Raw genomic sequence first — 19,857 nt, forward strand, 5'->3', positions numbered from 1 at the left:
AGCGCCGCCTGCTGCGCCACCACTTGGTCGAGATAATCGTTCTTGCCCGGATTGCTCCCCAGTCCGGGCACACTACCGGTTGCCGCAACACAAAGGCCCCGGTCCGATCGGACCGGGGCCTTCGCTACTGCTCTACGAATCAGGCGTTGCCGGAGAGCTTCTCACGCAGGGCCGCGAGCTGGGCGTCGCTGGCGAGCGAACCGCCAGCCGACTCAGCCTGGCCGGAGGACGCCTGCGAACCACTCTCGGAGGAGTAGTTGCCCGACGCGCCGCCGCCGTTCGCGGCCTCGGCCGCGGCGTCGGCCGCCATCTTCTCCATCTGCGCGGTGTGCATCTTGTGGCGACGCTCCGCCTCGGCGTAGCGGCCTTCCCACTCTTCGCGCTGCTTGTCGAAGCCCTCGAGCCACTCGTTGGTGTCGGGGTCGAAGCCCTCGGGGAAGATGTAGTTGCCCTGGTCGTCGTAGCTGTCGGCCATGCCGTACTTCGACGGGTCGAACTCGGCGTGGTAGTCCTCGTTCGCCTGCTTCAGCGACAGCGAGATCCGGCGACGCTCCAGGTCGATGTCGATGACCTTGACCATCGCGTCGTCGCCGACCGCGACAACCTGGTCCGGGACCTCCACGTGGCGCTCGGCCAGCTCGGAGATGTGCACCAGGCCCTCGATGCCCTCTTCGACGCGCACGAACGCACCGAACGGAACCAGCTTGGTGACCTTGCCCGGCACGATCTGGCCGATCGCGTGGGTACGGGCGAACTGACGCCACGGATCTTCCTGGGTCGCCTTGAGCGACAGCGAAACCCGCTCGCGGTCCAGGTCGACATCGAGGACCTCGACGGTGACCTCGTTGCCGACCTCGACAACCTCGGACGGGTGGTCGATGTGCTTCCAGGACAGCTCGGAGACGTGCACCAGACCGTCGACGCCGCCGAGATCGACGAACGCGCCGAAGTTGACGATCGAGGAGACCACACCCTTGCGGACCTGGCCCTTCTGCAGCTGGTGCAGGAACTCGCTGCGGACCTCGGACTGGGTCTGCTCGAGCCAGGCGCGGCGGGACAGGACCACATTGTTGCGGTTCTTGTCCAGCTCGATGATCTTGGCCTCGATCTCCTTGCCGACGTACGGCTGGAGGTCGCGGACCCGGCGCATCTCGACCAGGGAGGCCGGGAGGAAGCCGCGCAGACCGATGTCCAGGATCAGACCGCCCTTGACGACCTCGATGACGGTGCCCTTGACGGCCTCGTCCTTCTCCTTGAGCTCCTCGATGGTGCCCCACGCCCGCTCGTACTGCGCCCGCTTCTTCGACAGGATCAGGCGGCCTTCTTTGTCCTCCTTGGTGAGAACAAGAGCCTCGACCTCATCGCCCACGGAAACGACCTCGTTGGGGTCGACATCGTGCTTGATGGAGAGTTCGCGAGAGGGGATGACGCCTTCGGTCTTGTAACCGATGTCGAGCAGGACCTCGTCGCGATCGACCTTGACGATGGTTCCTTCGACGATGTCGCCGTCGTTGAAGTACTTGATCGTGGCGTCGATGGCGGCGAGGAAGTCCTCGGCGGAGCCGATATCGTTGACGGCTACCTGCGGCGAGGTGACGGTGGTGGGCATATGTCGGTTTGCTCCGGACGGATTGTGGTCGGTTGCGGACATTGGAACTTTCGGTACGCTGCGATCTCACCGCGATGACGCGACGTGACGGACATAATGAACGTACCGCACGCAAACGCTTGTGAAACTCAGCACGGGTGTTGGCGTTACTTCTGTACAGTTGCCCTCGCAGATTGTTACTGCAATGACACCGGTACGGGCAATACCCAAGACACTCGCGCGTTCAGCGTACGCGACCTTGGTCCGGCCGGGCAAACCGGTCCCGACGCCACGCCGGGATAGTCTGACGGCGTGTCGGAAGATCGCCATGCGCAGGCAAATGCACTGCTAGGGACCACCGCGACCGCGCGGACCAGAATCGGCTCGGCCGCCAGTCAGCAGGCCAGTCGGCGCTGGTGGGACGCCGATGCCGACCAGTATCACGAAACCCACGCCGACTTTCTCGGCGTCGACTCCCCCGAGGGCGAATTCATCTGGTGCCCGGAGGGCTTACACGAGGGCGATATGCATTTCCTCGGCGAGGTCGCGGGTAAGCGGATCCTGGAGATCGGATGCGGATCCGCACCGTGTTCGCGCTGGTTGGCCGGGCAGGGGGCGCAGCCGGTCGGGCTCGACCTGTCCATGGGGATGCTCGCGCGCGGACTCGCTGCGATGACGCGCGGCGGACCGCGGGTGCCATTGGTGCAGGCGGGGGCCGAGGCATTGCCGTTCGCCGATGAATCCTTCGATCTGGCGTGCTCGTCCTTCGGCGCGGTCCCGTTCGTCGCGGACTCCGAACTGGTGATGCGCGAGGTTGCGCGGGTGTTGCGGCCGGGCGGACGATGGGTGTTCTCGGTGAACCATCCGATGCGCTGGATATTTCCGGACGACCCCGGACCCGCCGGTCTGACCGCCTCGATCCCCTATTTCGACCGCACGCCGTATGTAGAGGTCGACAGCGAGGGCGCGCCGACCTACGTCGAACACCACCGCACGATCGGCGATCGGGTGCGCGAGATCGTCGCCGCGGGCCTGCTGCTCGATGACATCGTCGAACCGGACTGGCCGGAGTGGCTCGAGCGGGAGTGGGGACAGTGGAGTCCGCTGCGGGGTGAGTTGTTCCCCGGCACCGCCATCTTCGTCACCCACAAACCGGTCGACGCCTGATTTCTCAGAACGCCAGGAGGGCCGCGAAGTTCGGATCGAGACGGGCGGCGGGGCAGGTATATGCCACCCAGCGGCGGGCACGCGAGAGCGGATGATCCGGGAAGCGCTCGTCCCAGCGCAGGTCATCTGCCAAGTTATAGGGCAGCGCGCCTTGCAGACCGGGTGCGTACGGATGGGGCGGGTACATATTGTCGAAGCCGATTTCCAGCGCGAGGACCGCCTCACGGATTCCGGTGGTGCCGGTCTCCGGGCAGAGGATCTGTAGCACCGCACTGCAATTCGCCTTCGGCACGGTGAGCGAGGCGGCGAAGATCAGGCCCGTCGGCTGATCCGGCAGTCGCATCTTCTGCAGCCGCAGCAGCGCGGGGTGCGAATCGATACCGACGACGAAAGCCTCGATGAGACAACCGCTTTCGGCATGGATTTCGGCGAGCCTGCGGCGCAGGGTAGCCAGGTCCGTCAGTGGTGCGGGCAGATCTGGTACCAGATCGAAGTAACTCAACTGGACAATGTCGCCCGTGGCGGGATCCCGCCACGCGTTGCTGTCGAGCTGCTGTAATCCACTGGTGTCGAACGAGATTGGCACCCGATCACGCTACCCGCCCGTGCGCTCAGTGCCTGCTCGTCGAATGTCGCGCCCCCCGGATGAACTGGCGGCGCTCTCGAAACCGGCCGCGACCAAACCACCAGTTTGCGAAGTCATATACCGGCCGAACGAAATTCGGTGAGCAGCGCGGCACGTGCATCGCCGATATGTGTGCCTAGGTCACCGCCGGTATGCAGCCAGATCTCGTAGCCGGCGAAGAAACATGCCATGCCGACCTTGGCCCACAGCAGCGGCCGGACATCGGTGCCCGCCGTCACTCCTAATCGGCGCGCAAGGTGTTCGGCGACAAGGGATTCCACCGCATTTCGCTTGGCCAGCTCACGGGCCTGCAGGGCCGGGTTGCCTGCGATCAGCGCATCGCGGGCGCGCGCGTCGGCGATGCGGCCGGCGGCACGTTCGACCAGCGGGCCGATGACCGCGACCAAGGTGTCCTCGGGGGATTCATCGGCCGGGCGGTCGGCCAGCAGCCGGGCCAACTCCGCGCGGTTCTCGTCGTCCTCGGCGAACAGCAATTCGTCCTTGCCGGCGTAGTACCGATGCAGGGTGCGCGTCCCGACATCGGCCTCGGCGGCGATATCCGCCACGGTCACCGCGTCGTACCCGCGCTCGACGAACAATCGCAGCGCGGCATCGGCGATCGCCCGCCTGGTCCGCTCCTTCTTCCGATCCCGCAATGACATCGGAATATTGTCGCATAGCGCGCCATATGGCAGACTCTGCCATATGACAACAAGTGACAGAACCGTTGTGATCACCGGCGGCACCAGCGGACTCGGCCGCGAATGCGCCAGGGCGATCGCCGCCGACCCGCGGTGGACGGTCGTCGTGACCGGGCGCGACGCCGAACGGGCCCGTGCCGAAGCCGCCGCCATCGGCGCGCAGGCGGCAACACTCGACCTCGGCGCACTCGCCTCTGTCGCCCATTTCGCCGATGAATTCCGCACGAGCGGACTGCCCCCGTTGCGCGCGCTGGTGTGCAATGCCGGACTGCAGTACACCCGCCGGACCTACACCGAGGACGGTGTGGAAGCAACCTTCGGTGTCAACCATCTCGGACACCTCGCACTGGTCCAAGCGCTGCTCGGCGACCTGATCGCACCCGCGCGCATCGTTTTCGTCGGCTCGGCCACACATGATCCGAAACAGATCACCGGCATGCCCGATCCGCTGGATACCAATGTCCGCGAACTCGCATACCCGCCCAAGCCGACCGAATCCGCGCCGCGCGACGGTCGCCGCCGCTACAGCACGTCGAAGTTGGCGAACCTGCAGACCACCTACGAATTGGCACGACAGTTCGAGGCGCGCGGCATCACGGTGAATGCCTTCGATCCGGGATTGATGCCTGGCACCGGACTCGCCAGGGATTCCGGATCGGTGGCACAACTGTGGTGGCACACGGTCGCTCGGGGTCTGGTGTTATTACCCGGCGTCAATACGCCGCGCCGATCGGGCAAGGCTCTCGCACGGCTGGTTACCGATCCGTCGCTCGCCGAGGTGACCGGCCGGTACTTCGTGGGCCGCACCGCGAAACCGTCATCGAAGGCGTCCTATGACCAGGACGCGCAACACGCGCTCTACACCGATAGCCTCGAACTCCTTGGCGAACTCACGCGCTGACACATCGCAGACGAATACCGACGATGCCGAACACCCGTGGGCATTCGGCATCGTTGCGGCAGAGCCTATTCCGGCTACTCCTCGGCCGGTTTCGCCTTCGGGCTTCGGCCCGCCTGTTTCAACGCGAGGCGCAATGCGTACTCGATCTGGGCATTGATACTGCGCAGATCGTCGGCGGCCCATTGGGCAACGGCCTCGTGTATCGCCGGGTCCAGGCGTAGCAGGATCTTCTTGCGCTCAGCCATGAGGCGACTCAGGAGTAGAGCGAGCCGGTATTGACGACGGGTTGGGTGGCGCGATCACCGCAGAGCACGACCAGCAGGTTCGAGACCATGGCGGCCTTGCGTTCCTCGTCGAGCTCGACGACGCCCTGTTCGGCGAGCCGGTCCAGTGCGAGCCGAACCATACCGACCGCGCCCTCGACAATGCGGGTGCGCGCGGCGACCACCTGGGCAGCCTGCTGCCGCACGAGCATTGCCTGGGCGATCTCCGGCGCGTAGGCAAGGTGGGTGATCCTGGCCTCGATGACCTCGATACCCGCCAGATCGGTGCGGTCGCGCAGTTCGATGGTCAATTCCTCGGCCACCTCGGCGCCATCGCGCAGGCTGGTTGTGTTCTGGTCGTGGGCGTCGTAGGGGTGGGTCGTGGCCAGATGCCGTACCGCTGCCTCGGATTGGGTCTCGACGTACTCCTCGTAGTCGTCGACCGAGAATGCGGCCTTGAAGCTGTCGACCACCCGGTAGACCACGACGGCGGCGATCTCCACCGGATTGCCGTCCGCATCGTTGACCTTGAGCTTCTGGGTTTCGAAGTTACGCACCTTCAGCGAGATGCTGCGCCGGTCGGTGAGCGGCACCACGGAGTAGAAGCCGGGTTCGCTCAGCGAGCCGATGTAGCGGCCGAAGAACTGAACGACCTTGGCCTCGTTGGGATTCACCACGGTGAGCCCGGTGACCAGCAGCAGGAGCACGACCACGACCACGGTCGCGATGATCGCGCCGACCAGGGCAGGCACATTGTCGTTGTGCGCGGCCACGGCGTATCCGGCGATGGCGCCGCCACCGATCAGGAGCGTGAGGACAAACCACGACACCAGCACCAGAAAGCCGTTGACGTGGAACGCCGACCGAAGCTTCATAACATCCTCCGAGTATCAAAGTGATATCATGAAGATAGCACCCGACCGCCTCGGGAGATAGGTGCTTGCGGCGGTCAGTTCGCGGGTGTGATGTTGCGGTTGAAGCGGAACATATTGCGGGAGTCGTACTTCGCCTTCAGCGCGGCCAGCCGGGCGTAGGTGTCCGGCGCGTAGCCACCTCGGGTCTGCGCCTCGTCGGCGGCGGCACCCGCACCGTAGAGGAAGTTCAGGCTGTGGCCGACGGTCCACGGCGCGAGTGCCGCGCGGACCACCGCATGATCCTCGGGCGCAGCGTCACCCGCATCGGGTGCGGGCATGGTGATGACGCGAACGATGTACTCGGCATCCCGGTTGTCCACCGAGATCCCCGCCGGACCACGCCTGCCCAGCGCACCGCCGAGGTGCCGGATATCGACCACCGCCTGGATCGACGATTCGGGTCCGGTGGCAGTGAGCAACGCGGACAACGTTTCTCCGGTGAGTTCACCGAGCAAGGCGTTGGTGGCGGCGTAGGCATGCGGGTGGTCGGGATCGCTGTGAATGGTGTGCGACTCGGTGTACGGCATGAGCCGTAGGTCGTCCTTCAAACGATCCCCGGCCGCGCGCAACGGCGCGACCAGACGCTCGCCGTCCTCGGCGGATCCGTTGTAGGCGATCCGGATCGATGCCACATAGCGCCCGCGCAGCGGTTCCGCAATCTGTGGAATGGGCGGGAATGTCATGACGGTGACCGTCGAGTTCACCTCGTCGGGCAACGTCGCGGTCCAGTCCTTCCAGGCTTCCAGAGCCTGCTCGACCAGTGGGGTGTCGAAGACCAACTGGCCGCCGTAGACGGTGGCGACCGGGACGAGTTCCAGTTCCAGCGCGGTCACCACGCCGAAGTTGCCACCACTGCCGAGCACCGCGCCGAAGAGTTCGTCGCCGGGGGTCAGCGTGCGGACCCGACCGTCCGCCGTGACGATCTCGATGACCCGCACATGTTCGGCCGCGTAGCCGAATTGCCGTGCCAGCAGGCCCAATCCGCCACCGAGGCTGTAGCCGACGACCCCGACCGACGGCGAGGACCCATTCAGCGGCGCCAGCCCGTACGGTGCGGCGGCCTCGACCAGCGCGCCTGCCCGCACTCCGGCGCCGACGCAGGCGGTGCGTGCCTGCGGGTCGATCCGAATATCGGTCATCCGGCGGGTGCTGATCAGCACGCCGCCGTCGGCCGCGACCGAGAGTCCGTGCCCGGTGGCCTGCACCGCGACCGGAAGTCCGTGGCACGCGGCATATTCCACCGCACTGCGCACATCCTCGGCATGCACCGCGCCGACGACCAGCGCGGGGCGGTGGTGGTACGCGGCCTGGAAGCCGGTGATCTCTTCGTCATATCCGGCGTCGCCGGGGCGGAAGACCGGGCCGGTGAAGGTGTCGATGATCTCTGCGGTGTTTCCCATGCCTTAGACGATGCCGCGCGCCAAGCCAGAAGTACAACAGATAGTTCTGCTTAGACCTATAATCAATAGTTATGGAACTGCGTCAACTCCGCTACTTCGTGGCCGTGGTCGAGGAGGCCAACTTCACCCGCGCCGCCGCCCGATTGCACCTGGCCCAACCCGGACTCAGCGCGCAGATCCGCCAGCTCGAACACGAACTGGGACAACCACTTCTGGATCGCGGCGGCCGCTCGGTGACCTTGACCGAGGTGGGCGCGGCGGTGCTACCGCATGCCAGGGCCGCGCTGGCAGCGACCGAGCGGATTACCACGACGGTGGACGAATTCACCGGACTACTGCGCGGACACGTCCGCCTCGGATGCATCTCCGGCGCGGGCGACGAGGAATTCGATATCGCCTCGGTGCTCGCGGATTTTCACGACGACCACCCGCAGGTCGGCATCAGCCTGACCGAGGACACCTCCGAACGGATGCTCGCGGCGGTGCGCAGCGGCGAGCTGGATATCGCCCTGGTCGGATTGACCGGTGCGGAGATCGGTGCCGATATCGGCACCGATGTTGTGCTCGATACGCCGGTGGTCGCGGCGGTCGCGCTGGGCGGCAATAAGCGTGCATCGATCGCGCTCGACCAGTTGCGTGAGCACCCGCTGATCTGTCTACCGCGCGGCACCGGCATCCGGGGTGTCTTCGATCGTGCCTGTGCCGCAGCGGGATTCGAACCCGATATCGCATTCGAGGCCGCCGCTCCCCCGCTGTTGCTCCGGCTCGCCGCCCGCGGCCTCGGTATCGCGGTGGTGCCCGCGCTGACCGCCGAGGAGGCCGCGGCATTCGGCGTGCGGGTGCTGCCGATCACCGAACCGGAGCTGCGCGGGCAACTCGCGCTGGCGTGGCGGCGCGATCGCCCGGGCAGTCCGGCCGCGAAAGTCCTACTCGGACAACTCCGTATCGGCTTGGGCGGCCGCTGATTCAGAGCAGCCGCGACAGGAACGCCTTGGTGCGTTCATGTTTCGGGGCGGCGAGCACCTCGCGCGGATTACCCGCCTCCACGACCACACCGCCGTCCATGAACACCAGTTGGTCGGCAACCTCACGGGCGAAACCCATTTCGTGGGTGACGACCACCATCGTCATACCGTCGGCGGCGAGTTCGCGCATGACCCCGAGCACCTCGCCGACCAATTCCGGATCCAGCGCCGAGGTGGGCTCGTCGAAGAGCATCAGCTTGGGATCCATGGCAAGCGCCCGGGCGATCGCGACGCGCTGCTGCTGGCCGCCGGAGAGCTGGGCCGGATAGGCATTCGCCTTGTCCCCCATGCCGACTCGGTCCAGCAACTCGTGCGCACGCGTCACCGCGTCCGCCTTGCGGATGCCCTTTACCTGAATGGGCGCCTCGACAATGTTCTCCAGCGCCGTCCGATGCGGGAACAGATTGAAATGCTGGAACACCATGCCGATATCGCGGCGCTGCTTGGCCGCATCGCGCGGGTGCAATTCGTAAAGTTTGCCGCCCTTTTCGCGATAGCCGATGAGATCGCCGTCGACGTACAGCCGCCCCGCATTCACCTGCTCGAGGTGGTTGATACAGCGCAGAAAGGTCGACTTACCCGAACCCGAGGGCCCGATCAGGCACAGCACATCGCCCCGCCCGACCTCGAGCGAAATACCCTTGAGCACCTGCAGCGCACCGAAGTTCTTGCACACCCGGTCCGCGAAAATCATCGGCTGGGCGTCGGTCGGCTCTATCTTGTCTGTCGTCGCGGTCATACCTGCGCCTCGCTGGCGCTCGGCTCCGGCATGACCGCGAAAGCGGCTGTGTCCATTGTTCGCTCGCTCATTTCGCCTTCACAATCGTCTGAGCGTCGGCCAGTTCCTGCAGCTGCTTGGCGGTCAGCTGCCGCGAGGCGCCCCGCGAGTAGTAGCGCTCCAGGTAGAACTGCCCGACCATCAGCACGCTGGTGACCGCGAGATACCAGGTGGCGGTGACCAATAGCAACGGAATCGGCTGGAAGTTCACGCCGTAGATATCACGGGCCCGGCCGTACAGGTCGGTGCTCAACGGAATCGCGGTGACCAGCGAAGTCGTCTTCAGCATGCCGATCAGCTCATTGCCGGTCGGCGGGATGATCACCCGCATCGCCTGCGGCAACACGGTCCTGCGCATCGTCTGCGACCACGACATGCCCAGCGCCGTCGAGGCCTCGCGCTGTCCCTCACCGACGGAATTGATTCCGGCACGAACGATTTCGGCCATATACGCTGCCTCGTTGAGGCCTAGGCCGATTACCGCGAAGGTGAACGCGGCCTGTAGGCCCTGCACGTCGATCTGCACGAATTCGGGCCCGAACGGCACCCCGAACTGGATCGACTTGTACAGCGACGGGAACAGACCCCAGAAGACCAACTGCACGAAAACCGGTGTGCCACGGAAGATCCAGAGATACACCCAGGCCGTCGAGCGCAGCACCGGATTCGGCGACAGGCGCATCACCGCGAGCAATGTGCCGAGCGCGACCGCGATCGCCATCGCGAGCACGGTCAGCTCGAGGGTGACCACCGCGCCGGCGGCGATACGGCTGTCGAACAAGTACTTTCGATAGGTGCCCCATCCGTACGCGGGATTGGTGGCCGCGCCGTAGATGAACAACCCGAGCAGGGCGAGGATGATCGCCGCGGCGATCCAGCGGCCCGGCCTACGTAGTGGAACGGCCTTGATCGGCTCCGGTTCTGCCGCGTCGATCGGCCCGCCGGGCCCGGTGTTGTCTCCGGGCGCCGACGTGATTTCGGATGACGACATCGATCAGCTCGCGGCGCCGTTGATGACCGACTTGGTGATCGCGCCTTCCTGCACACCCCAGTTCTTGGTGATCTCCAGGTACTTACCGTTGTCGATCAGGTGCTGGACAGCGGCCTGCAGCGCCTTGCCGAGCGCCGAACCCTTGGGGATGGCCCAACCGTAGGGTGCGGAATCGAAGACCTTGCCCGACGCTTCGATCTTGCCGTCGCTCTTCTTGATCGCGTACGCGGTCACCGGCGAATCCGCCGACATAGCGTCGACCTGGCCGAGCACCAGTGCGTTGGTCGCCGCGCTCTGCTCGTCGAACGGCTTCTTATCGATGGCGGGCTTGCCCTCCGCCTCGCATTTCTTGCTGCGCGCCGGAATCTCGTCGGTGTCCTGAACCGTGGTGGCCTGAACCGCGACCCGCTTACCGCAGGCGTTGTCCGGGTCGATCGGCTTACCCGTCTGCTGCGCCCACTGGCTGCCCGCGTTGAAGTAGGTGGTGAAGTCGACGCTCTGTTCGCGTTCCTTCGAGTCGGTGATGGAGGACATGCCGACGTCGTAGGTGCCCGCCTGGATCGCGGGAATGATCTTCTCGAAGGAGGATTCGAGGTATTCGGCCTTCAGGCCGAGGGTTGCGGCGACCGCGTCCATCAGGTCGACATCGAAGCCGACGATCTTGCCGCTCGGATCCTTGTACTCGTTGGGCTGATAGGGAATATTGACTCCGACGACGAGCTTGCCCGACTGCTTGATCTTGTCCGGGAGCAGCGCGGCGGCCGTGTCGAGTTTGTCGATACCCTGTACCTTCGCAACCGCGGGCGAGTCGTCCTCGGAGTTACTACAGCCCGTCAGCACCAGTGCACCACCGGCTAGTACGCACATCGCTTGCAGGGCGCGCCTGCCAAGAACCGATCGAACAGACACAGCAGCCCTCCACATTTCGGATTCGAGAAACCCGGGTGTCACCACCCGTTTGGCAATCTAAGCGATCGTGGCGTTTCGTGCTGGACAGTAACGGAAGATTATCCGTTCTGTGCGGAACACTCCGAGCACAGCAAACACTCAGGTACCGGCGGTGGACCCTACCGGACGGTCCGATGTTCGAATGAGTTGGGTTCCCGGTCGCCCCGCCGGTCCAGGTCAGCGTCGGTGCACCCTGGCGCAGACCTGCTCGGTGAATTCGCTGGTCGAGGCGAGGCCGCCCAGGTCGGCGGTGGCAATGCCCGCGGCGAAGGCGCCCGCGACGGCGTGTTCGATGCGTTCACCCGCGCTCGACAGCGCGCGGTTGTTGTCGCGAATTCCCAGCCAGTGCAACAACATTGCCGCCGACAGTTGTAGCGCCGCCGGGTTTGCGCGGTTGTGTCCGGCCAGTGTCGGCGCGGCGCCGTGTACCGCCTGTGCCATCGCCTTGGATGCCGAGCAGTTGAGCGATGCGGCGATGCCGAGCGAGCCGCTCAGCTCACCGGCGAGATCGGAAAGGATGTCGCCGAAGAGGTTCTCGGTCACTACCACGTCGTAGTCGCAGGCGGCGCGGACCAGATGGGCGGCGACCGCGTCGACGTGTTCGTCGTCGACCTCGACGCCCGGATAGGCGTGGGCGACGTCATAGCAGACGTCGCGGAACAAGCCCATGGTCATGGGCAGCACATTGGCCTTGTGCACGATCGTGACCCGCTTGCGACGCGCGGCCGCGAGCCGGAAGGCCTCGTGCGCGATCCGCTCGCAGGCCTGCCGGGTGATCAGGCCGACCGCCATCGCCACGTCGGGGGTGGGCTGGAACTCGCCCGACCCGGCGAACATATTGCGGTCGGCGTAGAAACCCTCGCTGTTCTCCCGGACGATCACCAAGTCGATATCGGGAGCGCTCGCCTTGATTCCGGCGAAGGCACGGGCCGGGCGGATATTCGCATAGAGGCCGAAGCGTTTGCGGATGGCGCCACCAGGTGCGATTCGATGTTCGGGCGGGTAGGCGGCATTGTCGTGCGGGCCGAGGATCCAGGCGTCGAGTTCGTCGAGGGCCGCGAGGGTCTGCTCCGGCAGCGGATTGCCGAATTCTGCGATGGCGTGCTGCCCCATCGGCAACCGAACCCAGTCGATCGAGGCCGCGCCGGCCGCGGCGAGTGCTTCGTCGACCACCACGTGGGTAGCGCGGACCACCTCGGGGCCGATGCCGTCACCTTCGATGAGGCCGAGTCGCATGGGCGACGTATCACGGTTCACCTGGCCATCCTCCCGCGACGCAAGTTGTTCGCCGACAACCGGGCCGCGTGTTCGCCGCCCATCGAGCCGCGCGGGCGGCTAACCTCTCGTGAACTATGGTGCAGTCGGTCGAATTGTTATTGGACGATGTGGCCGATGCGGAGATCCGGCGGCAGTGGCAGTTGCTCGCCGATGCCGGCATTCCGAGTTTGGCCGGGAAGCATGCCGAAACGAACCGACCGCATATCACCGTCGCGGTGGCCAGGCAGATCTGGCCGCGCATCGATCACGCACTGGACCAGCTCACCTTCCGGCCGATTCCGATACGACTCGGCGGCGTGCTGGTCTTCGGTGCGCGCAATCCGATCCTGGTCCGGTCGGTGGTGCCCTCGGAACACCTGCTCGCACTGCAACGTCGTATTCTCGCCATCGTTTCGCCGTGTCCCGGCATACCGTCGAATGTGCAACCCGACGAATGGACGCCGCATATCACCCTGGCCAGAAGGGTGCAGACACAGCATTTGGGCGAGGCGATACACGCCATCGCCAGGGACCGTGATTTCCCCGCGACCGTGGTGGGTATCCGGCGGTGGGACGGCGATCAACGGCGCGAGTGGCCGGTCGCCCGAGGAAGATAGAGGCACCACCGGAAGATATATATCGCGCCGGACGTTATAGCTGGCGACATACGATACGAGAGGACGTCATGGCCACCCAGACGCTGAACCAACAGAATTTCGATGAGATCGTCACCGGAAACGACGTGGTACTCGTCGATTTCTGGGCCGACTGGTGCGGTCCGTGCAAGAGCTTCGCGCCCACCTTCGAGGCCTCCTCGGACAAGCATCCCGATGTCGTGCACGGCAAGGTCGACACCGAGGCCGAACAGGGCTTGGCCGCCGCCGCCAATATCCGCTCGATTCCGACCATCATGGCGTTCCGCGAGGGCGTGCTGGTCTTCGCGCAGCCGGGCGCCTTGCCGCCCGCCGCGCTGGAGGATCTGGTCACCCAGGTGAAGGCGCTGGATATGGACGAGGTGCGCAAGCAACTCGCCGAGCAGCAGGCCGGTCAGTAAGCTCCGGCGCGCACAACTACGCCACCGGGCCGTTTACATTCCGTGGAATGTAAACGGCCCGTTGTGTTTTCGTACGGTCAGGCGCCCAGCTTGTTGACGCCCGCGATCATGGCGCGGACCGTCGATTCGGCGCCGTCGTCGGCCAGCGCCGCGCCCCAGCCGCGCCTGCCATTGCATTCGCACTGCACGAACGTCGCGGTGCCCACAGCGGTGCGGCGCTGGTGGAACTGCAGGATTTCGACCGGATAGCCCTCGTCGTAGAGGGCCGAGGTCATCGCGGCGACCGGGCTGCCGGTAGCGATCACCGTGCGCAGGTGGTCGGCGAATTCCAGGGTGGCCGTGAACTCCGCGCTCCGATTGCCCGCGGGCGACCAGTCGCCGACCCGAATCGGGCCGGAGTGCTCGCAATAGCGGTGGTGGAATTGCGCGGGTGTCAGATGGGCGCATTCGGCGCGCAGCGCCTTGGGGGCGGCGGCGATGAACATGTTGGGGTCAAGAGTCAGGATGGTCATTGTGCGGAGGTCTTCCCGAGGATTGTCTTCTCAATTGACAGAGGGGACCAGCAGTAAGTAGTCGATAGCCCGCAGCGAGGGGGCCGGTCCGAATCAGACCCCGCTACGGCGGGTTACTACGAGAAGTCGCCGGGTTGCCACCATCGCGGTAAGCGGAATTAGCACTGCGCTGTCGCGGTCTGCGACATGGAGCGCGGCGCTGTGGCGGTCGGCGGGATTCGGCACGTCGACCAGAGTAGGTCGCTCCTGACGCAATAGCAACCACATTTGTCACCCCGTCGCGCCTACTCGCGAGTACCGTCCGCGCAGCTCAGGGGCATAGCGCCGAAGGCGGATGGCAAGCCGCCGTCGCGGCGGTACTTTCGGTCACATGGGTGCCCTTGTCGCCATGACCATCCCCGGGTTGGCCATCCTGCTGATCGGACTCGCATTCGTCGAGGTGCTGTGGAACCGGCTCACTGGCAGTCGGATACTGCCGTGGTTCAAACACCGCAAGCACACGCCGGTCGCCGCGACCGGATTCGAACAAGTCGCCGCGACCTTTCAAGGTTCGAAGCATTACGAGTTCGAGCAGCGGCAGACGGCGCTGATGCATAAAGAAGATAAGTCCGATGGAGCGCCGCCACGCGATGAGATCGATCTGCGCACCGGGTCCGCGAAGCTGGTGCGGCGCGAGCAGTGATCATTCGAAGGTGAACGATACCGCGGTCTGACGTAGTATCCGCACCGTCGGAAAGCTGTCCCGGGGGCGTTGATGTCGTTATCGGTCTAGGCTCGAGCCGGATGTGCGCTGGTTGTCGCCGTGACACTGGCGATCGGAGTGACCGGTTGTGGCTCCGCGATTTCCGGGCAGGCCGAGCCCGGCATGACCCCGGCGAACCTGGCCGGTCTCGATACCGGGCCATACCAGTCCGCACCGCAGGTCTACCGGCCGAAGATCAGTTACAACACCCAGGTCTTCCATATCGAGTCCCGCCGCATGATGAGCTATCTCGTCTCGCCCTACCAGATCGATCCGGATATGAAGTTGCTCGAGGCGGTGCGGGTGATCGACCAGAGCAGCTTTCGCAGCATTACCGGCGAATTCCCGGAGAGCTATGCACCGATCGCCGAACGCAACCACCTCATCGGCGGTGCATTGACCACACGGTCCAATGGCGATCTGCGCAACCGGAAGTTCATGACGATCTCGATCATGCGATTCCCGAGCGATGCCGCCGCCCGCGCCGCTGCGACCGAATTCGACCAGGACAGTGCGAATTCCCTGCCTGGCCGCCACCGCATCACGCTGGACGGCGTCGCGAACGCAACGGCCTCCTCGGTCACCGATGCCAAGGGCCTGGGTGTATGCCTGGCGCGGCCCGTTCGTGGTGCTCAGCATGGTGACCGTGCCGCAGCCGGATCCGAATGCGCTTGCCACGCAATTGAAAAAGATGCTGCAACTGCAGGACGCGCGGCTCGCGGAGCTGAATCCGACACCGGTCGATGACATCCTGGATCTGCCGCTCGATACCGACCGGATCATGAGCCTGGCGCTGCGCACGGCGAAGGGATCGCCCGGCATCTTTCTGCGCGAAGAAAACATCGGCATCTACAGTCCGGCCGGACAACTGCATTTCGAGCGCGACGCAGCAGTCGCGACGATCGCATTCGCCGACGCGGGTGTAGATCTCGTCGGGCAGAACGACGGAACTGTCTATCGAACAAGGGATCTCGCCGCCGCCTTCCGCCTGCAGACCGCACTCACGGTGCTCGGTAGGAACGACGAGGAGGTCGCCGATCCCGCTGGCGTGGCCGATGCCCGGTGCATCCAACTCGACGAGGCCGAGCCCATTCGCAACGATAAATACCTGTGCGCCATGGTCTTCGGCCGCTATGTCGCGGTTATCGGCGCGAATGCCGCGTTCAGCGGTAATACCCCGGAAGCGGCATTCTATCAACGTGCCGCCGCCCAGTATTCGATCCTGGCCAAGAACGGGTGAGCGGCCGATGAAGTCTGCACGGATCGCATTCGGCGGTGTGCTGCTGGTCGCCGTGCTCACGATTACCAGCGGCTGCGGTGAATCGGAATCGACGGCACGGCCCGCCGTCGATATCTCGAAACTCGACTCGGGCAACTATCCGACCACCCCGCGCACGATCGAGCGGTCCGAGGAGCAGGGTGCGATTCAGGAGGCGCTCGGCCTCGGCGAGCATGCCCGGCTACCCGCAGGCGCGCACCCGGGTCAGCGAACTGGATTCGCTGACCACCTGGCTGACCAGAGGCGAATACCTGCTGCGGATCTGGACCAATAATCCGCTCGCCACACCGCCCGACCCGGTGCCGCTTGCCGAATTCACCAAGCAGGTCCTGGATAAGCAGTTCGAGATGCTGCGCGACTACCTACCGACACCGCCCGACAAGCTGGCGGAGCTGCCCGTCGATGTCGATGGACTGCTCGGACGCACCATCGCGAGTAAGGCGGCGGTCAACTGGACGCCCGGTGTCTACACCCCGCATGTGCACGGTCGATCGGACCTGACCAGTCGGCTGTTTACCGATACCGAGGTCGATGCGTTCGCGCTGGACGATTCGGGTGTCTATCGAACCGCCGATGCCGCCGCGGCGGCTCGACTCATCGCGCGACTCGTCGACCAGGCGACCGACAGTTTCGCGGTCATCGATCCGCCGCCGGGATTACCCGATGCGAAATGTTTGAAGAAGCTGGACGATCCGGTCGTCGTCGATCTGTCCGCCGACTATCAGTGCTACGTCGCCTATGACCGTTACGTGGGGAATGTCGGAGCGTCCCAGGTCCAGGATCTCTATCAGCAGGCCGCCGCGCAGTACAAATTGTTGGCCGCCGGGCGCTGAAATGCGGTGCGGCACACCAGAAATCCGGTGTGCCGCACTCATTGCTCAGTGCGCCGCGGAGTCCCAGCTGCGGCCGGTGCCGACGGAGACGTCCAACGGGACCGACAGCGTGATCGCCGAGGACATCTGTTCGCGGGCGAGTGCGTCCAGGGCGTCCTTCTCCCCCTCGGCGACCTCGAAGACCAGTTCGTCGTGGATCTGCAGCAGCATGCGCGAGCGCAGGCCCGCCTCCTTGATCGCCTTGTGCACGTTGATCATCGCGACCTTGATGATGTCGGCGGCGGTGCCCTGGATGGGCGCGTTGAGGGCCATGCGTTCGGCGGCCTCGCGGCGCTGGCGGTTGCTGGAATCCAGATCGGGCAGGTAGCGGCGACGACCGAAGAGGGTTTCGGTGTAGCCGACCTTGCGTGCCTGTTCGACGACCTCGTACAGGTAGTCCCGAATGCCGCCGAAGCGGTCGAAGTAGACCTCCATCTGCTCCTTGGCCTCCTGCGTGCTGATCTTCAGCTGCGTCGAAAGACCATAGGAGCTCAGGCCGTACGCGAGACCGTAGGACATCGCCTTGATCCGGCGGCGCATCTCGGGCGTCACCTCCGACAGCGGGATATCGAAGGCCTTGGAGGCGACGAAGGTGTGCAGATCCTCGCCGGAGTTGAAGGCCTCGATCAGGCCCTCGTCACCGGAAAGGTGGGCCATGATGCGCATTTCGATCTGGCTGTAATCCGCGGTCATCAGCGACTGGTAGCCCGGGCCGACGACGAAGGTGTCGCGGATCTGGCGACCGGTGTCGGTGCGGATCGGGATGTTCTGCAGATTCGGCTCGGTCGAGGACAGTCGGCCGGTGGCGGCGATGGTCTGGTTGAAGGTGGTGTGGATGCGGCCGTCGTCGGCGACGGATTTGAGCAGACCGTCCACGGTGACCTTGAGCCGAGTGGCGTCGCGATGCTCGAGCAAGTGCCGCAGGAACGGATGCTCGGTCTTCTCGAACAGCGACTCCAACGCGTCGGCGTCGGTGGTGTAGCCGGTCTTGGTGCGCTTGGTCTTCGGCATATCGAGTTCGTCGAAGAGCACCACCTGCAGCTGCTTGGGTGAGCCGAGGTTGATCTGCTTGCCGATCACGCCGTAGGCGGCGTTGGCCGCATCGGTGACCTTATCGGCGAATTGGCGCTGCAGGTTCTCGAGCTGCTCGATATCGACCGCGATGCCGGCGTTCTCCAGTTCGGCGAGCACGCTGAGCAGCGGCAGTTCCATATCGTCGAGCAGTGCGCTGGATTCGATCTGGCGCAGTTCGCCGTCGAGTGCCTCACCGAGGTCGAGAACCGCCCTGGCGCGCAGCATTTCGGTCTGCGCCAGCTCGGCGTCCACGGTGTCGGCATCGTCGAGCAGAGACAGCTGCGGAGTTTCGTCGGTTTCGGCGCGCAACTCGCGGTGCAGGTAGCGCAGCGAGAGATCATCGAGGTTGAAGCTGCGCTGACCGGGGCGAACCAGGTAGGCGGCGAGGGCGGTATCGCTGGTCAGACCGGCCAGGGTCCAGCCGCGACCACGCAGCGCGTGCATGGCGGCCTTGGCCTCGTGCAGCGCCTTCGGTACGGCCGGATCGGCCAGCCAAGCACCAAGTGCGGCTTCATCTTCGGGGGTCAGCACAGAGACATCGATGTAACCGCTCTCGCCGTCCGCGGCGGCGATGGCGAGCGCGCGGGTGTCCCCATTACCTGGCGCACTCGTGCCGACGACCGAAATACCGTGTCGGACGCCGACTTTCGCATGTTCGGCGAGCCACCCGGTGACCGCACCGACCTCGAGCGCGCCGCCGCTGATCTCGAAGCCCGATTCGGCCTCGGGCTCCGGCGGGGCGAGGGTTTCGAAAAGCCGGTCGCGCAGCACCCGGAACTCCAGGTCGTCGAAGAGCTGGTGGATCTTGTTGCGATCCCACGGCTGCTGGGCCAGCTGATCGGGGGTGTAGGGCAGCGGAACGTCGCGGACCATCTCGGTGAGCTGACGGTTGAGCACGACACTGCTGAGGTTGGCGCGCAGTGCGTCACCGACCTTGCCCTTCACCTCGTCCACCTTGTCGACGAGGGTGGTCAGATCGCCGTATTCGCGAATCCACTTGGCGGCGGTCTTCTCCCCGACGCCCGGAATGCCGGGCAGGTTATCGCTCGGGTCGCCGCGCAGGGCCGCGTAATCCGGGTACTGGGCCGGGGTGAGCTGATATTTGGCCATCACCTCATCCGGGGTGAACCGGGTGAGATCGGAGACACCCTTGCGCGGGTAGAGCAGTGTGACCTCATCGCTGACCAGCTGGATGGCATCACGGTCACCGGAGACGATCAGAACGCGGAAACCCTCGCCCACGGCCTGGGTCGCGATGGTGGCGATCAGGTCGTCGGCCTCGAAACCGTCGATCGCCATCACCGGGATGCCCATGGCGCCGAGCACATCCTTGGTGAGTTCGACCTGGCCGCGGAACTCATCGGGCGTGGCATTGCGCCCCGCCTTGTACTCCGGATACGCCTCGGTACGGAAGGTCTTGCGGCTGACATCGAAAGCGGCCGCGATATGCGTCGGCTTCTCGTCCCGCAACAGATTGATCAGCATCGCGGTGAATCCGTACACCGCATTCGTGGTCTGCCCGGTGACCGTCTTGAAGTTCTCCGCGGGCAGCGCGAAGAACGCGCGATAGGCGACCGAATGCCCGTCCAACAGCAACAACGTCGGCCGCTCACCACCCGCATCACTGGCTGCCGTAGGCCCGACGCTGGAACGCTGATCAGTAGTCGCTGGGGTCACGTGCAAGAGTCTAGGGAGCCCCACCGACAATCCACAGCCGCGGCACCCCCTTGTTGTGCGAGTCCAGCGAGCCGTCCGATTTCCGCCGG

General features: G+C 65.1%; 21 protein-coding genes. 9 read left to right on the top strand and 12 right to left on the bottom strand.

The genetic code is table 11. From position 1 onward, the window contains the following. Nucleotides 1-139: 139 nt before the first annotated feature. Entirely contained in the window at nt 140-1,609 is a 1,470-nt protein-coding gene (gene rpsA / locus ACIBW7_RS37840) for a 30S ribosomal protein S1 (RefSeq protein ID WP_397055034.1), read from the bottom strand. 291 nt (nt 1,610-1,900) lie between these two features. Between rpsA and ACIBW7_RS37845 the strand changes: the two genes are divergently transcribed. After that, nucleotides 1,901-2,755 carry a class I SAM-dependent methyltransferase gene (locus ACIBW7_RS37845; RefSeq protein ID WP_397055036.1) on the top strand — a complete coding sequence of 285 codons (855 nt, stop codon included), beginning with the start codon at nt 1,901-1,903 and terminating at the stop codon, nt 2,753-2,755. Nucleotides 2,756-2,759: 4 nt separating this feature from the next. On the opposite strand, the gene ACIBW7_RS37850 is transcribed toward ACIBW7_RS37845, so the two are convergent. Together ACIBW7_RS37850 and ACIBW7_RS37855 are read right to left on the bottom strand one after the other, a co-directional pair. Further along, a complete protein-coding gene (locus tag ACIBW7_RS37850) occupies nt 2,760-3,341 on the bottom strand; it encodes a hypothetical protein (protein ID WP_397055038.1) in 582 nt (193 codons plus the stop codon). A gap of 113 nt (nt 3,342-3,454) precedes the next feature. Continuing rightward, on the bottom strand, nt 3,455-4,042 hold the full coding sequence (locus tag ACIBW7_RS37855) for a TetR family transcriptional regulator (RefSeq protein ID WP_397055040.1): 588 nt from the start codon (nt 4,040-4,042) through the stop codon (nt 3,455-3,457). A 43-nt stretch (nt 4,043-4,085) separates the two neighbouring features. On the opposite strand from ACIBW7_RS37855, the gene ACIBW7_RS37860 reads away from it, so the two are divergent. Then, entirely contained in the window at nt 4,086-4,982 is an 897-nt protein-coding gene (locus ACIBW7_RS37860) for an SDR family NAD(P)-dependent oxidoreductase (RefSeq protein ID WP_397055042.1), read from the top strand. A gap of 74 nt (nt 4,983-5,056) precedes the next feature. Here ACIBW7_RS37860 and ACIBW7_RS37865 read toward each other — a convergent pair whose 3' ends face one another. The 3 genes from ACIBW7_RS37865 to ACIBW7_RS37875 form a co-directional block, all read right to left on the bottom strand. Then, on the bottom strand, nt 5,057-5,227 hold the full coding sequence (locus ACIBW7_RS37865) for a toxin-antitoxin system HicB family antitoxin (protein WP_157124548.1): 171 nt from the start codon (nt 5,225-5,227) through the stop codon (nt 5,057-5,059). A gap of 8 nt (nt 5,228-5,235) precedes the next feature. Then, nucleotides 5,236-6,120, bottom strand: coding sequence for an SPFH domain-containing protein (locus tag ACIBW7_RS37870; RefSeq protein WP_397055045.1), 885 nt, complete (start codon nt 6,118-6,120; stop codon nt 5,236-5,238). A gap of 74 nt (nt 6,121-6,194) precedes the next feature. Continuing rightward, entirely contained in the window at nt 6,195-7,559 is a 1,365-nt protein-coding gene (locus tag ACIBW7_RS37875) for an FAD-binding oxidoreductase (RefSeq protein ID WP_397055046.1), read from the bottom strand. Between the two features lie 71 nt (nt 7,560-7,630). Between ACIBW7_RS37875 and ACIBW7_RS37880 the strand changes: the two genes are divergently transcribed. Next, complete coding sequence (locus ACIBW7_RS37880; protein WP_397055048.1) at nt 7,631-8,524, top strand: LysR family transcriptional regulator; 894 nt, start codon at nt 7,631-7,633, stop codon at nt 8,522-8,524. A 1-nt stretch (nt 8,525) separates the two neighbouring features. On the opposite strand, the gene ACIBW7_RS37885 is transcribed toward ACIBW7_RS37880, so the two are convergent. From ACIBW7_RS37885 to ACIBW7_RS37900, 4 genes are all read right to left on the bottom strand, one after another. After that, the gene (locus ACIBW7_RS37885) at nt 8,526-9,323 is read right to left on the bottom strand and encodes an amino acid ABC transporter ATP-binding protein (protein WP_397055050.1); all 798 of its coding nucleotides are present in this window, start codon (nt 9,321-9,323) and stop codon (nt 8,526-8,528) included. Nucleotides 9,324-9,390: 67 nt separating this feature from the next. Beyond that, entirely contained in the window at nt 9,391-10,353 is a 963-nt protein-coding gene (locus tag ACIBW7_RS37890) for an amino acid ABC transporter permease (protein ID WP_397055052.1), read from the bottom strand. A gap of 3 nt (nt 10,354-10,356) precedes the next feature. Further along, on the bottom strand, nt 10,357-11,220 hold the full coding sequence (locus tag ACIBW7_RS37895; protein WP_397055139.1) for an ABC transporter substrate-binding protein: 864 nt from the start codon (nt 11,218-11,220) through the stop codon (nt 10,357-10,359). Nucleotides 11,221-11,478: 258 nt separating this feature from the next. After that, on the bottom strand, nt 11,479-12,537 hold the full coding sequence (locus ACIBW7_RS37900) for an isocitrate/isopropylmalate dehydrogenase family protein (RefSeq protein WP_397055141.1): 1,059 nt from the start codon (nt 12,535-12,537) through the stop codon (nt 11,479-11,481). Nucleotides 12,538-12,653: 116 nt separating this feature from the next. On the opposite strand from ACIBW7_RS37900, the gene ACIBW7_RS37905 reads away from it, so the two are divergent. Both ACIBW7_RS37905 and trxA read left to right on the top strand, forming a co-directional pair. After that, a complete protein-coding gene (locus ACIBW7_RS37905; RefSeq protein ID WP_397055054.1) occupies nt 12,654-13,175 on the top strand; it encodes a 2'-5' RNA ligase family protein in 522 nt (173 codons plus the stop codon). Nucleotides 13,176-13,243: 68 nt separating this feature from the next. After that, entirely contained in the window at nt 13,244-13,612 is a 369-nt protein-coding gene (gene trxA, locus ACIBW7_RS37910; RefSeq protein ID WP_040688945.1) for a thioredoxin, read from the top strand. 77 nt (nt 13,613-13,689) lie between these two features. Here trxA and ACIBW7_RS37915 read toward each other — a convergent pair whose 3' ends face one another. After that, nucleotides 13,690-14,124: a 2-keto-3-deoxygluconate kinase gene (locus ACIBW7_RS37915; protein ID WP_397055057.1), complete on the bottom strand. Its 435-nt coding sequence runs from the start codon at nt 14,122-14,124 to the stop codon at nt 13,690-13,692. 370 nt (nt 14,125-14,494) lie between these two features. Between ACIBW7_RS37915 and ACIBW7_RS37920 the strand changes: the two genes are divergently transcribed. From ACIBW7_RS37920 to ACIBW7_RS37935, 4 genes are all read left to right on the top strand, one after another. Continuing rightward, nucleotides 14,495-14,806: a DUF6191 domain-containing protein gene (locus ACIBW7_RS37920; RefSeq protein WP_397055058.1), complete on the top strand. Its 312-nt coding sequence runs from the start codon at nt 14,495-14,497 to the stop codon at nt 14,804-14,806. A gap of 120 nt (nt 14,807-14,926) precedes the next feature. Then, entirely contained in the window at nt 14,927-15,613 is a 687-nt protein-coding gene (locus tag ACIBW7_RS37925; RefSeq protein WP_397055060.1) for a hypothetical protein, read from the top strand. After that, nucleotides 15,558-16,106, top strand: a complete 549-nt coding sequence (locus ACIBW7_RS37930; protein ID WP_397055062.1) for a hypothetical protein — start codon at nt 15,558-15,560, stop codon at nt 16,104-16,106. Before ACIBW7_RS37925 ends, ACIBW7_RS37930 begins: the two co-directional genes overlap by 56 nt. 179 nt (nt 16,107-16,285) lie before the next feature. After that, nucleotides 16,286-16,978 carry a hypothetical protein gene (locus tag ACIBW7_RS37935; RefSeq protein ID WP_397055064.1) on the top strand — a complete coding sequence of 231 codons (693 nt, stop codon included), beginning with the start codon at nt 16,286-16,288 and terminating at the stop codon, nt 16,976-16,978. A 45-nt stretch (nt 16,979-17,023) separates the two neighbouring features. Here the strand turns inward: ACIBW7_RS37935 and polA are convergent, their stop codons facing one another. Next, on the bottom strand, nt 17,024-19,768 hold the full coding sequence (polA, locus tag ACIBW7_RS37940) for a DNA polymerase I (protein ID WP_397055066.1): 2,745 nt from the start codon (nt 19,766-19,768) through the stop codon (nt 17,024-17,026). Nucleotides 19,769-19,857 lie beyond the last annotated feature (89 nt).

Source organism: Nocardia sp. NPDC049526 (assembly GCF_044465765.1).
Classification (GTDB): Bacteria; Actinomycetota; Actinomycetes; order Mycobacteriales; family Mycobacteriaceae; genus Nocardia.

Coding starts and splice junctions, on each gene's coding strand:
- ACIBW7_RS37900 (WP_397055141.1), bottom strand. CDS start 12,537: ATGCGACTCGGCCTCATCGAAGGTGACGGCATCGGCCCCGAGGTGGTC.
- ACIBW7_RS37870 (WP_397055045.1), bottom strand. CDS start 6,120: ATGAAGCTTCGGTCGGCGTTCCACGTCAACGGCTTTCTGGTGCTGGTG.
- ACIBW7_RS37875 (WP_397055046.1), bottom strand. CDS start 7,559: ATGGGAAACACCGCAGAGATCATCGACACCTTCACCGGCCCGGTCTTC.
- ACIBW7_RS37905 (WP_397055054.1), top strand. CDS start 12,654: ATGGTGCAGTCGGTCGAATTGTTATTGGACGATGTGGCCGATGCGGAG.
- ACIBW7_RS37920 (WP_397055058.1), top strand. CDS start 14,495: ATGGGTGCCCTTGTCGCCATGACCATCCCCGGGTTGGCCATCCTGCTG.
- ACIBW7_RS37930 (WP_397055062.1), top strand. CDS start 15,558: ATGCTGCAACTGCAGGACGCGCGGCTCGCGGAGCTGAATCCGACACCG.
- ACIBW7_RS37895 (WP_397055139.1), bottom strand. CDS start 11,220: ATGTGCGTACTAGCCGGTGGTGCACTGGTGCTGACGGGCTGTAGTAAC.
- ACIBW7_RS37885 (WP_397055050.1), bottom strand. CDS start 9,323: ATGACCGCGACGACAGACAAGATAGAGCCGACCGACGCCCAGCCGATG.
- rpsA (WP_397055034.1), bottom strand. CDS start 1,609: ATGCCCACCACCGTCACCTCGCCGCAGGTAGCCGTCAACGATATCGGC.
- ACIBW7_RS37890 (WP_397055052.1), bottom strand. CDS start 10,353: ATGTCGTCATCCGAAATCACGTCGGCGCCCGGAGACAACACCGGGCCC.
- ACIBW7_RS37855 (WP_397055040.1), bottom strand. CDS start 4,042: ATGTCATTGCGGGATCGGAAGAAGGAGCGGACCAGGCGGGCGATCGCC.
- ACIBW7_RS37865 (WP_157124548.1), bottom strand. CDS start 5,227: ATGGCTGAGCGCAAGAAGATCCTGCTACGCCTGGACCCGGCGATACAC.
- ACIBW7_RS37880 (WP_397055048.1), top strand. CDS start 7,631: ATGGAACTGCGTCAACTCCGCTACTTCGTGGCCGTGGTCGAGGAGGCC.
- ACIBW7_RS37915 (WP_397055057.1), bottom strand. CDS start 14,124: ATGACCATCCTGACTCTTGACCCCAACATGTTCATCGCCGCCGCCCCC.
- trxA (WP_040688945.1), top strand. CDS start 13,244: ATGGCCACCCAGACGCTGAACCAACAGAATTTCGATGAGATCGTCACC.
- ACIBW7_RS37860 (WP_397055042.1), top strand. CDS start 4,086: ATGACAACAAGTGACAGAACCGTTGTGATCACCGGCGGCACCAGCGGA.